This is a genomic window from Methanoculleus sp. UBA413, from assembly GCF_002502935.1.
In the GTDB taxonomy this organism is placed as follows: domain Archaea; phylum Halobacteriota; class Methanomicrobia; order Methanomicrobiales; family Methanoculleaceae; genus Methanoculleus; species Methanoculleus bourgensis.
This window is the reverse complement of record NZ_DAQR01000058.1, coordinates 7,738-21,699: the sequence shown is the minus strand read 5'-3', so window position 1 is coordinate 21,699 and position 13,962 is coordinate 7,738. Positions and strand designations below refer to the sequence as shown.

Below are 13,962 nucleotides of genomic sequence, written 5' to 3'. Positions count from 1 at the left end.
GTGGCGAACCGGAAGTCGACGACCGCGAGCCAGGCAAGCGAGAAGAGCATCAGGACCGGAACCGCGTAGGCGAGGAGGCGGGGGGAGGCACGGCGGGCGAGGACGGCGACGATACGGTAGGGGCGAAGAGAAGGGGGATCCTATCTGAAAAAGGGGGCGTCACTCTTTCTCTTCTGTATCCTTCCAATCGTCCTCGTCCTCCTCAACCTTCAGGGTATAGACCGCGATGGCAAAGATGAGCGGCACGCCGACCGGGATTGAAAAACCCGCAGGCCCGTGAAGGGTGGGGCCGCACTGGGCGACGCAGGAGAGGAGGTAGGCGACGGCACCGCCGATGGTGAGGAGGACCAGTGGTCTTCTGATCCCGGTGACGCCGTTGTATCTGTTGTAGATGAGGTACCCGGCAACCGCAAGGAGGAAGGCGGTGCCAAGAGCCCAGAGGAGGATCGAGAGCGCCGACCGGCCGCCAATGATGCCGGAGGCGACATAACCGAGGTCATCGGCAAGGGTGATGACGCTCATCCCGAGATAGGTCTGCTGGTAGCGAAGGAAGGAGGACTGGAGGCCGGCGCCGAGACCTTCCTCCCCGATGAGGTAGATGTTCATCGGCACGATAAGGGCGGCCGCGAGGAGGTAGAGTAGAAAGGATTCGTTCTTTGCGGGCATTCTTCATCTCCATTTTACCTGATGACTGCTAGGTAGTTTACTGTTGTGATTAGTATCCTAAAATACCTCTTTATCTACAACCGAGTCTAACCGAGTATCGGATAGACCAAATACGAAATCGCAGGACATTGCTGGGATTGTCGTACTATATGCACTCCCAGAAAAATACGGCCAGAGTTGCATTCTGACCTGATAGCTAACAATTCCTGAGTTAATCCATTGTTAACTGAGGAGCATAGAAGGAGTGCATTAGATACTTGAACTGAGTTAAGCGGCGTCAATAAAAATGTGGTTTAGTAGAATTTATCTAGGACAACCTGTTCTGTGTTATCTTTGAAGTAGGCAACAACTACTACATGGTCTCCAGCACTGATTGTCCGGTTGCTGCTGAGTGAGTCACCAACACTGATGTTATCAGGCGTATCGCCCGAAGGCTTGTTATTAATCGTCATGGTGAGGTTCTTCAGCATGCCGACGTCGCCACCACCCTGAACAGTTACTATAAGATTCTGAGAACTGTTAAGTGATGCCGTAACCGGAACCATCTTCTGCGTCGATACGTTCGATCCCATCCCAAACACAAACGCCGCAATCACCGCGGCGAGGATCACCGTGATCGCGACCATCAGGATGACCCCGATCACCGGTGATACCGCTTCTTCATTCTCTCTAAACTTCAGCATACACATACACCTCTCCTGACGTCATGCCCCGGATGGGACTGTCAGTAGATGAAACTAACTAATTTGTCATAAGATATAAAGATGTCGTAGTGATTTTTTCCGGAACGATTTAATAGCGTCATTTGCACCTGCACGAAAAAATCTTTCATGGTACAAACAAGTTGTTGAAAATAAGACCTGGACCTGGATTGCCGTTTCCAGGAAAATACACGCTCATCGCTCCCGGCATATAAATCAGGGGGCCCGGCGGCGCGCCCGGGGTGCGGCAGGTGGAGGTGTATTCCTGGCCGGAACGGCCCCGGAGTCTCCCCCCGGGGCGTGGGGCAGGTGGTGCAGGCCCGAGGTTCGGCAGGGCTGATGATGGGGGCTGGCTCCCCCGGCGGCTCCGGGGGGAGTTGCAAATGGGATCAGGTTGCAGGGAGGGGTTGATTATCTACCGCGGGATCGTCCCCCTCCGGTCCCACCCAGGGGCGAAGAGCCACCACGGTCCACTGCCCGGAACATGTCGGGGGAAAACCTGGGCCTGGCCGTCCCTCCACCTGCCCCCTCTGGGAGGATACCCCCTCCAGAGCCAACCCCGGGCCGGTCAACCCCGCTGGCGGCCAAGATCGTCAGTGATGGGAACCTACGATTGCCTTGTGCCGGTGAGTGTGCCAACCGCGGCGTGCCGTGAGGGGGCCGGCAGGAGGTACCCGTATTCCCCGGACCTCTTCTTCCGCGTTTGAGCGGAAATGAGAAAGGATATCCGAACAGAGAACAGAAGAGCGATTGGTTCACCAATCGTGCCCGGCATGCGACCAATTATGTGCGCAACATGCAGCACGTCGGGGTGTGTGGTATGATCGCGATCGCAGAAGATACCATTGAATGGAGATACATTGATCCCTGACGATATTATTCCAGTGGCCTTCGCCGTCGCTTCGTCGCCCAAGCGCTACGCCCTGCTCCTGGGTTCGGGAATCTCCGGAGGCAAAATACGCACCGGCAAGGGGATTACTAGAGACCTGATCCGGAAGATTGCCGCTGCCTCAAAGGAGCAGCTCGACGGAGATCCTCTGGACTGGTACAGGGAAAAATACGGGGTGGAACCAACATTTGCCGGCCTTTTTGGAAGACTAAAGGCACATGCTGGAGGTGAACTACCCCGCCCTAAAGGACGGGGCTTCCTGCTTCATCCTCCCTCTATTGAGGCAAGTCCACAGGCTCGACGGCGCGTCCCGCACCTGATACCCCGACAAGGTTCTGTTCTTGCAGGGCGAACTTCTTGATATTAATCGCCGCGTTGATATCGCGGTCGTGATGAGTATCACAGTCAGGACAGATCCATTCTCTCTCAGAGAGGGCAAGATCCCGCTTGAGATACCCACATTTGTTACAGATCTTTGAGGAGGGATCGAATCTCCCGATCTTCAGGAGAGTCTTCCCGTACCTCTGGCACTTGTACTCCAGCATCGTGAAGAATGTGCTCCACGAAACATCTCCAATCCCCTGTGCCAGATGATGGTTCTTCATCATCCCAACAACATTCAACGATTCCACTGCCATGGCTTGGTTCTCGCTCACAACTCGAAAAGAGATTTTGTGCAGGAAATCATTTCTCTGGTTGGCGATCTTTTCATGGCACCGGGCAAGTCTCTGGATCGCTTTCTCCCGGTTCTTCGACCCTTTCACCTTCCGCGACACCCTCTGCTGTAACACTTTCAACCGCTGGAGGGAGTTTTTCAGGTATCGAGGATTCTCGATCTTCTCCCCGGTAGAGAGGGTTGCAAAGTCTTTCAGCCCGACATCGATCCCGAGGGTAGTGTCCAGAGAGAATGGTACGGGTGCCGATTCGGGTTTCTCGTCATCAACAAGGATGCTGACGAACCATTTCTTGGTTGACGTGACAGATACCGTGGCATACTTCATCTTCCCGGTGAAGACGCGGTGGAAGACAGTCTTAACCTCACCGATCTTCGGGAATTTGATCTTCTTCTGATCAAAATCCACACGGTAATGTTGCGGTACCTGAAATGATTGTACCGGATTCTTCTTTGACTTGAACCGGGGAAAGCCTTTCTTCTCACGGAAGAATCGGGTGAAGGCATTGTCAAGGTTCTTGTTTGCACTCTGGAGAGACTGTGAATTGACTTCCTTAAGCCATGGGTAATCTTCCTTGAGAGCCGGGAGACGATTGCTCAAGTCGAAACAGGAGAGTTTTCGACCTTCCTGCTCGTATGCCCGGATCTTCTGCTCCAGAGAAGTGTTATACACAAACCGACAGGCATGGATGTGCTTCATGAGGAGCGCAACCTGCTCTCTCGAAGGATACATCCGATACTTGTAGGCTTGGAGCATACAAGTGTTATTTGGGACTTACAATAAGATATGGTTTCCGGTAATCACGCGAACGAGTGAGGAAGGGCGGCTCCGCTTTCATCCCCGGCCTGAAGATCCGGGGTCTTCCCGCTCCCCCCCCTTCACCCCCGCAAGATAAAGAACCAATGAACGTCTCAACCGCGGTACAGAGGGTCAAACACACCCTCAGGGAGCCAAAACCAGAACTTGCCCTCCCTGATCTTATCTATGAAGAGACCGATCGTGTTCTTGAGGTCGTTAAGGCCAGACAATACTACCAGACCGCCAGCATCGATGGCAGAGAATTCTACATGGCGACGCTCAGGGGATTCGAAGATGCCGCCGCACCGCTGGCAGCGATGCTCGCCACGGTGGCGTACTACGATGATGGTACCTTTGCGGATCTCATAACCGACACGATTGTTCGGTTGGTCAATATCCCTCCCATCGAACCCGAGATCTCCAGGATCCAGAATATTAAACCGAAGACGGCCCAGGAGTATAAGGACGGTCTTCTTCCGTTACGGCATTTCCCGGCTCTCCTCGTGATCTACGCCTCCGGCATCGCTGCCGTCCGCACCAGGCACTTTAACACGCTGGAGGCGATCCTCCGGAGACCGAAGATCTACCGCTATGGCGGGATATTGCAGAAACCGGTGCCATATCATGAGGATGTGAACCTTCAGAGGATCACGGGCTTTGGTTCTGATTGGTTATCCGACCAGAGATGGGTTCGTTTCGGGGAAGAAGGAACTCATAGAGATTACCTCTACCAGGTCATCTATACCATAATACAGGGCCTGATCCCAAGCCAATATGCTTTCGGCGAATCGCTAGATATCTTTGAGTATCTCTTCGGGCTCGTATACCTGGCGGAATCGGATGAAGGTGACATCCAAGAAGGAGCATTTTGCTCAGGTGTTACTCCCAAACCCCTACAATCCCGTAACTGGTATCGCCATTCAGGTCTTCCAGGAATATCTCTCTCCCCTCCATATCTCCCCCCACACATCATCACCTACCTTGCAGACCTTAAGCGAGGAGCCGGGGGTACGGAATTCTTTGGAGGGGACCTGTCGATGTTCAAAAAGGCAAACCGGAAGTATGCAACAGGGTTCGGGATCGAACATCCCAAAACCGGTATCGGGTCGCCACAAGGGGATCTTCTATAGTGATATCCATCATAGCGTTGCCGAAGGATTATGGGAGGATGATGCGGAATCCTTCCAAAGGTAGTCCGGGAATGTCGTCTCCTGCCCATCAGCGAGGCTCCTCCTCAAGCATCCTCATCCACCGGACCAATTGTCAACAATAGAACAAGGCGCTATTGAGAGGGCAGCGTGAGTGAGCTCCTCTGACTGAGCCGGGGAGTGGTAAGGACACAGATTATATCAGTGTTGAAGTATCAGGAAAGTATACCCGAGATGAGACCGCACATGACCCGCGTAAAAGAAGAGATCATCAGTGAATTGAACGGCCTCCCGCCCCGGACACACGAAGAGACCTCGAGCTTCACCCGGTTCCTCAAATCCCAACGTCAAAAAGCCTTCCCTGACACAGCCCTCGCGAGCGAGGCCGTGCTCCGGAGGGACTGGCTCCGGCCCGAGGAGGAAGAAGCATGGAACGATTTGTGAAGGCGATGTCGTTATAATACCGTTTCCCTCCTTGGATCTCTCAACTACTAAACGGCGTCCAGCTCTTGTCGTTGCAGCACCTGGCGGAGACAACATCATCCTCTGCCAGATTACGGGCCGCGAGGCTCCGGGATCGCTACGCTATCAGTATCACCGATATGGAGAGGGAACACTTCACAAACCCGGGCAACGTACGGCCGAACCAGCTTTTTTCCGCCAGCACCAGCCTGATCCTCTACCGGGCCGTCACATCGGTCATCACCCGGATCATCGATATCCTTCAGGCAGGGTAACCAGCGAGGTCATCCCTGCAACGGGGTGGAGGGGAGTTACTCGCCCCCGCCTTGTATCCAGGGGGTCAATCCCCGATCCTGTGGAACGTCGCTGCCGAACCGATGCGCTCAGAAACTGCATCAATTGTGGAGGCACTGCCTCCATGATCTGTGGAGAGATAAGATGAAACCAATGATATCAGTACAGCTCCCGGCGGTCGCAACGGGACATTCCCTATTGGACTATTTCACCGTAACGTGAGAGTGCGCTGGAGTGATCGCCGCTCTTACGCGGAAAGCCACGCGGGAGCATTCATGGGGCAGAGCGAGAGGCTGTACGCAGGAACGCGACCGCTTCCCCAGGCTCGCCCCGAGTGGACCGTGGTGGCTATCATCCTGGGGGGTGGGGACAGGGGAGGGGAGACCCCCTCCCCGCACAAGACAGACCCGGGGAGCCTCCCCGTCGCCAAATCGGGGCGGTTTTCATGGGAAATGTTAGCTGAAATTGTCCACTATTTCGAGGTGCCGCTATTCCCGAACCCGCGGCAAATGATACTCCTTTAGCGCCGGCAGGTCATCTTCGATCACATTCCAGACCGCATCCCGGTCGATTCCAAAATAGTGGTGGACGAGGATATTCCTCATCCCGATGATATCCGACCACGAAACCCCTGGGTTTGCGGTTTCAAATTCCGAAGAGATCCCCCGTAACGCTTCCCCGATGATCTGGAGGTGATAGATCACCCGGGACCTTGCGCCATCTCATCATCGTAAAAGTACTCACGGTCCCGGACCGAGATGTTCAATCCGTTCAATGGCTTCCAGGATATCCAGTACCCGCTCACAGATCGTCTCTCATAAGGGCCGCGCCTCACGTAAGACCCTTGAGCGGATACGCTCCCGGAGCCCCGCTTCGGTCACAACATCAACCGGGCGATCGAGGAGGAGGGAGAGATCCATCGCAAGACCCCCGACATCGAGAAGGCTCCGGTCGGGGTCCAGGTCGACCAGAAAATCGACATCACTCTCTGCCCGGGCTTCGTCACGTGCCACCGATCCAAAGACCCGGACATTTCTTGCTCCCCTCCGCTCTGCAAGAGAGAGGATCTCGCCCCCGTTTCTGGATAAGAAAGGTAGAGATGTCGGTCCTGTGGTCCATGCCCTGTAGCAGGTACATTGCCCCCGCATCCATAAATTCATCCCCGGAATGAGTGGATCGCCCCGTTCTGGAATATCGATCACCCACCACGATCCAGAACGGTGATCTGCGTGATCCATGCGTGATATATGCCTGACACCCTCCACGGCTGCAGCCCGGACAACCGCTTCCCATCCCTATCGTAGCACAACCTCACCCGCCGCATCGGGAAGGCCGGCAGCATTTTGGCAGGGGGCTCCGGGGGGTTCAGTCAGTATTATCACCCTGAAAGGTGATGATACTGTATCGGTGAGATGATGAGGGTATTCACGGCCATACTGCATAAGGAAGAAGACGTTTATGTAGCTGAGTGCCCGGAAGTTGGCACAGTCAGCCAGGGCAGGACTGTGGAAGAGGCGGTGGCCAACCTCAAAGAAGCAACGGAGTTGTACCTGGAGGAATTCCCGCTGGATGACGGACAGAGGCCGATTATCACAATGTTCGAGGTGGCTGCGGGTGCCGGGGCTTAGACCAGTTTCAGGCGAGGCTACTATAAAAATACTCACGAAAGAATATGGGTTCGCTGTAAGCGGACAATCCGGGAGTCATATACGTCTCTCAAAACAGACTCCCGAAGGGAAAGTGGGAACGGTTGTCCCGCTCCACAGAGAACTGAAGATCGGTACTCTCCGGGGCGTCCTGAGGCTGGCGAAGATTGACCCCGATGATTTTGCCCGACACCTGTAAAGCGATTCGTAACTTCTCTTCAGGACTGCTGTGCATGAGTGCGCTGGAGACAAACCGGATCCGGGTTTTCTGCTGAAACTCCAGTTCAGCCAGTTTCTGCAATGCTCCAGAAACTGGGATTTTTAGTTGCCGCTATTCCCGAACCCACGGCAAAAGGTACTCCTTTAGCGCCGGCAGGTCATCTTCGAGCACATTCCAGACTGCATCCCGGTCGATTCCAAAATAGTGGTGGACGAGGATATTCCTCATCCCGATGATATCCGACCACGGAACCTCTGGGTTTGCGGCCACAAATTCCGAAGAGAGACCCCGCACCGCTTCCCCGATGATCTGGAGATGGTAGATCACCCAGACCTGCGCCATCTCGTCGTCATAGAAGTAATCACGACCCCGGGCTGATACTCTTTCAATCCGTCCAATGGCCTCGAGGATATCCAGCACCCGTTCGCGATCGTCTCTCATAAGGGCCGCGCTTCCCGTACGACCCTTGAGCGGATTCGCTCCCGGAGCCCTGCTTCAGTCACAACATCGACCTGGCGGCTGAGTAGAGCGGAAAGGTCCATCGCAAGCCCCCCGACATCGAGAAGGCTCCGGTCGGGGTCCAGATCGATCAGGATATCGAGATCGCTATCTGGCCGGGCCTCATTCCGCGCCACAGATCCGAAGATCCGGACGTTTCTCGCCCCCCTCCGGTGCGCAAGGGAGAGGATCTCGCCCCGTTTCTGGGCGAGAAGGGTATAGATATCGGTTTTTGGATCTGTATCTGGCCTCAAGACCTTGATCACTCCACTGGAGAATTGTCTACAGCACTATATAGGGGTTTTGCGGATCCTCCTGCCCGCTCCCGGGCCCCCGGGGCGGCTGCCATCAATGTTCAATGGCAACCCGAAATTGGCGCACATTCTTTCTCATCCGTTCTGTACTCCCCAACCGATTCTCGCGACAGTGTCGAGACTATCTTCCTCCCATAGAGAGTATGCTGCTCCCCGATGACCTGGCTACTGATACATCTATCTGCGTGATGATGCGTAACGATGCGTAATGTTTGCGAGGTTATCCCTGAACCCTTCTGCCGGGAGAGGACCCGCCCCCTCCCGGGTCCCTCTCAAAACTCTCCGGGTATCTCGTGCTCGTTTTCGCTCACACACTCGGAAGACCTTCGGTCTTCTCAAAACCCCTACCGTACCGGTAGTCGCTTCCCGAGACGCGATACCCGGGCAACGGCCGCATTTCCGATTCTGATCGAGTATGCGTCAAATCGTCGTTCCATTACGTGAGTGTGCTCCAGGAAGGGTGAAAGAATGATACCATGGTCCTTTGCCGGTACAAAACGACATTTTTGAAGGATCTGGCAAAAGTTCATCCCAATTACCGGGAAAGGATAGAAAACTCTGGTGTTTGAAAAGATCCCGACATCGGAGAATGCATTTGCAGAATTTGACATCCGGAAGATCAAGGGCTACCGGGACTTCTACCGGATCCGGGTGGGGCTATACCGGATCGATTGCCGTATACAGGACGGAGTCCTTATCTTCTACCGGGTGAAGAGCCGTGAAGAGATATACGGTATCTTCCCCCTGAAAGCCCTTCACACCGGGCAACAGGCCGGACCAACCGGTCTTTACTCCCGCCACCTCGGCAGCGTCGAGAGGTACTGCCGCACCATCTCCTCCGCCTCCAGCGGAGGTATCCCAAGGTTTGAAGCCATCATCGGCGCATACTTCATGACCGCCTGCTCTCCCGTGAGATCGGGCTCGGTGAACCGCCCATCCCGGTAGCAGTAGGTGCAGTACTCAGCGCTCAGTGAACCGTCCGCCTCAGTCCCCGCGTCCTCGTCCCGGAGAAGCGGCATCCCGCAGCTCCCGCAGACCGCGACCTCCCTCCCGGCCCACCTCTTCAGGCACGAGAGTTGCTCCCTTGAGAACTCCTCCGCCTTCTTTTGGGGAATCGCGTACAACTGCGACATGATCGCCCCGCAAACCTTCGCCATCCCATCGATAGTGATGTTAGGCTCGGTGAAGGCGCCGTTCTGGTAGCAGTGGGTGCAGTAGTCGTCTGAGAGTGCACCATCCGCTTCTGTTCCAAAATCGTCCTCCGAGTCCATCGGCATTCCGCAACTCTGACACGTTCGTGTGCATCTTGATCCCATAGGCTCCTCCCGGCGATGAAACGCTTCAGCTAAACGAACGGGCTTTTCCCGGGTGAACTACCACGCCCTGAAGGGCGTGGCTTCCTGCTTCATCCCCCCTCTATTGAGGTGAGTCCACAGGCTCGACGGTGCGTTCCGCACCTGATACCCCGACAAGATTCTGCTCTTGCAGGGCGAACTTCTTGATATTGATCGCCGCGTTGATGTCGCGGTCGTGGTGAGTACCGCAGTCAGGACAGACCCACTCTCTGTCTGAAAGGGCGAGATCCTGCTTGAGATACCCACATTTACTGCATATCTTCGATGATGGATCGAATCGTCCGATCTTCAGGAGGGTCTTGCCATACCTCCGGCACTTGTACTCCAACATCGTGAAGAACGTGCTCCACGATACATCCCCGATCCCCTGCGCCAGATGATGGTTCTTCATCATCCCGCCAACATTCAACGATTCGACTGCAATGGCTTGGTTCTCGCTCACAACGCGAAAAGAGAGGTTGTGCAGGAAATCGTTGCGCTGGTTGGCGACCTTCTCATGGCACCGGGCAAGTCTCTGGATTGCCTTCTGCCGGTTCTTCGACCCTTTCTTCTTCCGGGACACCCGTCGTTGCAACACTTTCAGACGCTGAAGAGAATTTTTCAGGTATCGGGGGTTCTCGACCTTCTCTCCCGTGGAGAGAGTCGCAAAGTCCTTCAACCCGACATCAATCCCAAGAGTAGTGTCCAGAGAGAATGGAGCGGGTTCAGGTTCGGGTTTCCCGTCATCGACAAGGATGCTAACGAACCATTTTCCGGTCGATGTCACGGAAACAGTAGCGTACTTCATCTTTCCGGTGAAGATCCGGTGGAAGATGGTCTTAACCTCACCAATCTTTGGAAATCTGATCCTCTTCTGATCAAAATCCACACGGTAATGCTGCGGTACCTGAAAGGATTGTACCGGATTCTTCTTTGACTTGAACCGGGGAAACCCCTTCTTCTCGCGGAAGAACCGGGTGAAGGCATTGTCGAGGTTCTTGTTTGCACTCTGGAGGGATTGGGAGTTCACCTCCTTGAGCCACGGATGCTCTTCTTTGAGGGCGGGGAGACGGGTGTTCAGGTCGAAACAGGAGAGTTTTCGACCTGCCTGCTCGTATGCCCGGATCTTCTGCTCCAGAGAATGGTTGTACACAAACCGACAGGCATGGATGTGCTGCATGAGGAGCGAGATCTGCTCCGGAGAAGGATACATCCGATACTTGTAGGCTTGGAGCATACAAGCAATAGTAAGCGTTACAATAAGATATAGTTTCCGGTAAGTGAGGAAACAGTATCAGAAGGGCGGCTCCGCTTTCATCCCCGGCCTAAAGACCGGGGTCTTCCCGCTCCGCCCCCTTCACCCCCGCAAGATAAACGTTCGCATAAGAGCGCTGGCGTGGAGTCAGGGGCATCGTTGCCTCACGCAAAGTCCACGCGATTGCTTTTCCCTTCGCGGATCTCCCGCGTGGGGTGGCGATCCGCACAATAAGGTGAAACAGCCCACTATCCCCGGGGCGGGAACCGGATCGCCATCCTCCCGCCGGCACCCGGCCTGAAGACGGCGTCCCGCTGGAGCGCCCGGGCGTAACCGGCGAGGTAGGGTGCAGCCACCCGCTCGTCCACGAAGGCCTCCCTGGTCGCCGCCCCGTTACCCTGGAGGGTGATCGTGATGCCCTCCCCGGCGACCTCTTTTGACTCACAGGGAATCCCCCACATCAGGAGGAGCCCCTCCATCAGGGTCGCGGCGTCGAACCGCTCCTCACTGCGGGCGAGGAGGGCTGTCCCGTCCTCCTCCCCGAGCCTTCCAGCGATCGCGGCGACCTGCTCCACGAGGGCCGGGGAGGCGTCTGCAAGGAGCTCCCGCACCAGCGGTCCGGCGACATCGTGCCGCCGCAGGGACCGGGCGACCTTGATCAGCTGCCAGTCCCGGGCAAATGAGGTACCGGTCCGCATCTCACCCTCTCAGGACACCGTAGGCCATCACACAGAGGCCGAGGATCACCACAATACGGGAGAAGACCGCCGACCAGATGATGATGAACTCATCAGGCGTGAAGATACTCACGAGGTCTGCAAACGTGATCCCCACGATCAGTGTGAAAAGCCCGTAGATGAAGAGGAGCAGCGTCTGCTGCCTGACAATCCGGTAGGCGTTGAAGATGATGGCGATGAGAAGCGCCCCCATAAGAAGCGTCACGACCGCAAGCATCTGCTGCATGATCTCAATCTGCATTCAGTTCCACCTAACTCCGTTCCTTGATCTTTCTCACCGATATGATCGTCTGGATCTCCTTCACACCCGGAAGGCTGGAGAGCGGCATAAGCACGCTCCGCTTCAACTTGGTGATGTTCTGCACCCGGACCTTGGCGAAGAAGTCGCCCGGCTCCAGCACCTCGTAGACCTCGAGGATGCCGGGAAGGTCCCGCATGAACTCCTCGACCTCTACCTTCTCATCAGGGTCCACCCTGATGTTCAGAAAAGCGACCAGAGTGTGCTCAAAACACTTCTGGTTGATGACGATCGTGAACCGCTCAAGGATACCGGCTTTCTTCAGCTTCTCGATCCGTTTGAATACCGTCGACGGTGCAATGCCCACAATTGAACCGAGCGCTGCCATAGACATCCTTCCGTCTCTCTGCAGTTCCCGAAGTATCGCATCGTCGATCTCATCCATTTGTACAATACTTACAGGTTGTCAGTTATTAAAATTCCGCATTTACTTTTAAACCGAAGGAACGGTATTTCTAATTTCTACCAGATAACAATCGCCATACCCTGATTTCGTCGGACAAATGCGGGGTGATAAATGTCTAACGGCCCCCCGGAAAATAGGAAATATTGGCCAGATTTCGGGCAGATTTACGAAATATCCTTTCAGCGCCAGCGAACGTTCGTTCCCCCGGGATTCACGATCCTGAGTGTCCCCGGACCTCCCACTGCTCGCTCAATAGCAGTATCAATAAACTCCCGGGCCGCGGCGAACGCCCCCCGCGCATCCATTCCCCGGGCAAGGTATGCGGCGAGCGCCGCCGAGAAGCAGCACCCCGACCCGTGCACCGAGTAGGGGTAGCGCCTCCCTGAGACCTCCGCCGTCCCGTCGCGGTCGACCAGGACATCGATCGCCGCATCGCCGGTGAGGTGGCCCCCTTTCACCACCACCGCCCCGGCACCGAGGTCGAGGATCCGCCGGCCCGCTTCGGCCATATCGTCAGGGGTTTTGACCCGCATCCCGGCAAGCACCTCAGCCTCGGGGAGGTTTGGGGTGACGACCCCCGCCCTGGGGATGAGGAGTCCCACAAGATCAGCGACGGCGTCCTCATCGAGCAGCCGGTGACCGGACGTCGATACCATCACCGGGTCGATCACGAGCGTCGTCCCGTCGGGCAGGGCCTCAGCGACAGCACGGACGTTTGCGGCGTTCCCAAGCATCCCGGTCTTCCACGCCCCGATAGCAAACTCGTCGGCAACCGTCTCGATCTGGGTCCGCACCGCCTCCGGGGGGAGCATCCAGGTCCCCCGCACCTCACGGGTGTTCTGGGCCGTGACCGCGGTTATGACCGTCAGCCCGAAGACCTCAAGCGCCGTAAACGTCTTTACGTCTGCCTGGATGCCCGCTCCTCCCCCCGAGTCGGAACCGGCGATGGAGCAGGCGGAGACCATCTGCGCACCCGTCATCCTCTAACGTTTGCCGCGGATCTGCTTGAACCTTTGCAGAGAACACCTTTTATCTGGTTCCGCACCGACCACTATTTACAATGGATGTAGAAGAGATCAGCCGCCGGCACCTCGCCGCCGGCACCCCCGACGACGATATCGTGCGCCTTCTTTCCCGGGATATCCTCACGATCAAGCGCGACCGCATACCCCCGGCATACGCCGAAGAATTCGCGAGAGCAGTCCTTACCGAGGCGAAGAACTCGACCGGGCTTACCGGTGACCTCTTCACCTTCGAGCCTGCAGGCTCGAGCATGGGTGAGTTCGGGGTCGGTTCACGGGGCGCCGGGGACTTCTTCGCCCACCGGCAGCTCGCCCGCATCATCGGCCGGACGTCGGCCACGGTCGGCGTCGACGAGATGGACGATGCCGGCGCCGTCTGTGCCGGAGGGGACTATATCATCACCACCGTCGATGGGATGCACTCCCGTCTCTCCGACTTCCCCTTCCTCGCCGGGTTCCACGTCACCCGGGCGACGCTCAGGGATGTCTACGTGATGGGCGCAAAACCCGTCGCCCTCCTCTCAGATATCCACGTTGCCGACGACGGCGACGTCGCGAAGATATTCGACTACACGGCGGGCGTCACCGCCGTCGGTGAGG

At 56.2% G+C, this 13,962-nt stretch carries 19 protein-coding genes; 6 read left to right on the top strand and 13 right to left on the bottom strand.

Translation table 11 applies throughout. From position 1 onward, the window contains the following. Positions 1-159: 159 nt before the first annotated feature. The 3 genes from BP858_RS04365 to tnpB (BP858_RS04355) form a co-directional block, all read right to left on the bottom strand. Positions 160-666 (bottom strand): hypothetical protein, encoded by a 507-nt coding sequence (locus BP858_RS04365; protein ID WP_286878948.1) that lies wholly within the window; start codon positions 664-666, stop codon positions 160-162. Positions 667-959: 293 nt separating this feature from the next. Beyond that, complete coding sequence (locus tag BP858_RS04360; RefSeq protein ID WP_286878947.1) at positions 960-1,349, bottom strand: type IV pilin N-terminal domain-containing protein; 390 nt, start codon at positions 1,347-1,349, stop codon at positions 960-962. Between the two features lie 1,182 nt (positions 1,350-2,531). Beyond that, positions 2,532-3,686, bottom strand: a complete 1,155-nt coding sequence (gene tnpB / locus BP858_RS04355; RefSeq protein WP_286878946.1) for an IS200/IS605 family element RNA-guided endonuclease TnpB — start codon at positions 3,684-3,686, stop codon at positions 2,532-2,534. A gap of 146 nt (positions 3,687-3,832) precedes the next feature. Between tnpB (BP858_RS04355) and BP858_RS04350 the strand changes: the two genes are divergently transcribed. The 3 genes from BP858_RS04350 (at position 3,833) to BP858_RS04340 (ending at position 5,613) form a co-directional block, all read left to right on the top strand. Next, positions 3,833-4,858: a hypothetical protein gene (locus tag BP858_RS04350; RefSeq protein ID WP_286878945.1), complete on the top strand. Its 1,026-nt coding sequence runs from the start codon at positions 3,833-3,835 to the stop codon at positions 4,856-4,858. Between the two features lie 264 nt (positions 4,859-5,122). Next, positions 5,123-5,320, top strand: a complete 198-nt coding sequence (locus tag BP858_RS04345; protein ID WP_286878944.1) for a hypothetical protein — start codon at positions 5,123-5,125, stop codon at positions 5,318-5,320. Between the two features lie 71 nt (positions 5,321-5,391). Further along, a complete protein-coding gene (locus tag BP858_RS04340) occupies positions 5,392-5,613 on the top strand; it encodes a hypothetical protein (RefSeq protein ID WP_286878943.1) in 222 nt (73 codons plus the stop codon). Between the two features lie 507 nt (positions 5,614-6,120). On the opposite strand, the gene BP858_RS04335 is transcribed toward BP858_RS04340, so the two are convergent. Further along, positions 6,121-6,336, bottom strand: coding sequence for a DUF86 domain-containing protein (locus tag BP858_RS04335; RefSeq protein ID WP_286878942.1), 216 nt, complete (start codon positions 6,334-6,336; stop codon positions 6,121-6,123). Between the two features lie 111 nt (positions 6,337-6,447). Then, complete coding sequence (locus BP858_RS04330; protein ID WP_286878941.1) at positions 6,448-6,780, bottom strand: nucleotidyltransferase family protein; 333 nt, start codon at positions 6,778-6,780, stop codon at positions 6,448-6,450. A gap of 264 nt (positions 6,781-7,044) precedes the next feature. On the opposite strand from BP858_RS04330, the gene BP858_RS04325 reads away from it, so the two are divergent. Both BP858_RS04325 and BP858_RS04320 read left to right on the top strand, forming a co-directional pair. Beyond that, entirely contained in the window at positions 7,045-7,260 is a 216-nt protein-coding gene (locus BP858_RS04325) for a type II toxin-antitoxin system HicB family antitoxin (RefSeq protein ID WP_157203650.1), read from the top strand. Then, a complete protein-coding gene (locus BP858_RS04320) occupies positions 7,202-7,477 on the top strand; it encodes a type II toxin-antitoxin system HicA family toxin (protein ID WP_083531423.1) in 276 nt (91 codons plus the stop codon). The genes BP858_RS04325 and BP858_RS04320 overlap by 59 nt, the downstream gene beginning before the upstream one ends. A 132-nt stretch (positions 7,478-7,609) precedes the next feature. Here the strand turns inward: BP858_RS04320 and BP858_RS04315 are convergent, their stop codons facing one another. From BP858_RS04315 to thiD, 8 genes are all read right to left on the bottom strand, one after another. Then, a complete protein-coding gene (locus tag BP858_RS04315) occupies positions 7,610-7,939 on the bottom strand; it encodes a DUF86 domain-containing protein (RefSeq protein ID WP_062263049.1) in 330 nt (109 codons plus the stop codon). After that, complete coding sequence (locus tag BP858_RS04310) at positions 7,936-8,250, bottom strand: nucleotidyltransferase family protein (protein WP_062266455.1); 315 nt, start codon at positions 8,248-8,250, stop codon at positions 7,936-7,938. The genes BP858_RS04315 and BP858_RS04310 overlap by 4 nt, the downstream gene beginning before the upstream one ends. Before the next feature lie 848 nt (positions 8,251-9,098). Further along, the gene (locus tag BP858_RS04305; RefSeq protein WP_074175304.1) at positions 9,099-9,626 is read right to left on the bottom strand and encodes a zinc ribbon domain-containing protein; all 528 of its coding nucleotides are present in this window, start codon (positions 9,624-9,626) and stop codon (positions 9,099-9,101) included. A 100-nt stretch (positions 9,627-9,726) separates the two neighbouring features. Continuing rightward, positions 9,727-10,881 carry an IS200/IS605 family element RNA-guided endonuclease TnpB gene (gene tnpB, locus BP858_RS04300; protein WP_286878940.1) on the bottom strand — a complete coding sequence of 385 codons (1,155 nt, stop codon included), beginning with the start codon at positions 10,879-10,881 and terminating at the stop codon, positions 9,727-9,729. A gap of 266 nt (positions 10,882-11,147) precedes the next feature. Next, positions 11,148-11,597: a hypothetical protein gene (locus BP858_RS04295; RefSeq protein ID WP_062263033.1), complete on the bottom strand. Its 450-nt coding sequence runs from the start codon at positions 11,595-11,597 to the stop codon at positions 11,148-11,150. A 1-nt stretch (position 11,598) separates the two neighbouring features. Continuing rightward, positions 11,599-11,877 carry a hypothetical protein gene (locus BP858_RS04290; RefSeq protein WP_014866906.1) on the bottom strand — a complete coding sequence of 93 codons (279 nt, stop codon included), beginning with the start codon at positions 11,875-11,877 and terminating at the stop codon, positions 11,599-11,601. A 10-nt stretch (positions 11,878-11,887) separates the two neighbouring features. Then, on the bottom strand, positions 11,888-12,319 hold the full coding sequence (locus tag BP858_RS04285; RefSeq protein ID WP_062263026.1) for an Lrp/AsnC family transcriptional regulator: 432 nt from the start codon (positions 12,317-12,319) through the stop codon (positions 11,888-11,890). Positions 12,320-12,519: 200 nt separating this feature from the next. Continuing rightward, complete coding sequence (gene thiD, locus BP858_RS04280) at positions 12,520-13,320, bottom strand: bifunctional hydroxymethylpyrimidine kinase/phosphomethylpyrimidine kinase (RefSeq protein WP_238320521.1); 801 nt, start codon at positions 13,318-13,320, stop codon at positions 12,520-12,522. An 80-nt stretch (positions 13,321-13,400) separates the two neighbouring features. Between thiD and BP858_RS04275 the strand changes: the two genes are divergently transcribed. After that, a partial coding sequence (locus BP858_RS04275) for an AIR synthase related protein (protein ID WP_349680561.1) occupies positions 13,401-13,962 on the top strand: 562 nt, incomplete at its 3' end.

Bases quoted from the DNA above. Each gene is read 5' to 3' on its own strand.
- thiD (WP_238320521.1), bottom strand. From the start codon at position 13,320: ATGACGGGTGCGCAGATGGTCTCCGCCTGCTCCATCGCCGGTTCCGAC.
- BP858_RS04365 (WP_286878948.1), bottom strand. From the start codon at position 666: ATGCCCGCAAAGAACGAATCCTTTCTACTCTACCTCCTCGCGGCCGCC.
- BP858_RS04315 (WP_062263049.1), bottom strand. From the start codon at position 7,939: ATGAGAGACGATCGCGAACGGGTGCTGGATATCCTCGAGGCCATTGGA.
- BP858_RS04295 (WP_062263033.1), bottom strand. From the start codon at position 11,597: ATGCGGACCGGTACCTCATTTGCCCGGGACTGGCAGCTGATCAAGGTC.
- tnpB (WP_286878946.1), bottom strand. From the start codon at position 3,686: ATGCTCCAAGCCTACAAGTATCGGATGTATCCTTCGAGAGAGCAGGTT.
- BP858_RS04285 (WP_062263026.1), bottom strand. From the start codon at position 12,319: ATGGATGAGATCGACGATGCGATACTTCGGGAACTGCAGAGAGACGGA.
- BP858_RS04325 (WP_157203650.1), top strand. From the start codon at position 7,045: ATGATGAGGGTATTCACGGCCATACTGCATAAGGAAGAAGACGTTTAT.
- BP858_RS04320 (WP_083531423.1), top strand. From the start codon at position 7,202: ATGACGGACAGAGGCCGATTATCACAATGTTCGAGGTGGCTGCGGGTG.
- BP858_RS04360 (WP_286878947.1), bottom strand. From the start codon at position 1,349: ATGCTGAAGTTTAGAGAGAATGAAGAAGCGGTATCACCGGTGATCGGG.
- BP858_RS04350 (WP_286878945.1), top strand. From the start codon at position 3,833: ATGAACGTCTCAACCGCGGTACAGAGGGTCAAACACACCCTCAGGGAG.
- BP858_RS04330 (WP_286878941.1), bottom strand. From the start codon at position 6,780: ATGCGGGGGCAATGTACCTGCTACAGGGCATGGACCACAGGACCGACA.
- BP858_RS04290 (WP_014866906.1), bottom strand. From the start codon at position 11,877: ATGCAGATTGAGATCATGCAGCAGATGCTTGCGGTCGTGACGCTTCTT.
- BP858_RS04345 (WP_286878944.1), top strand. From the start codon at position 5,123: ATGACCCGCGTAAAAGAAGAGATCATCAGTGAATTGAACGGCCTCCCG.
- tnpB (WP_286878940.1), bottom strand. From the start codon at position 10,881: ATGCTCCAAGCCTACAAGTATCGGATGTATCCTTCTCCGGAGCAGATC.
- BP858_RS04305 (WP_074175304.1), bottom strand. From the start codon at position 9,626: ATGGGATCAAGATGCACACGAACGTGTCAGAGTTGCGGAATGCCGATG.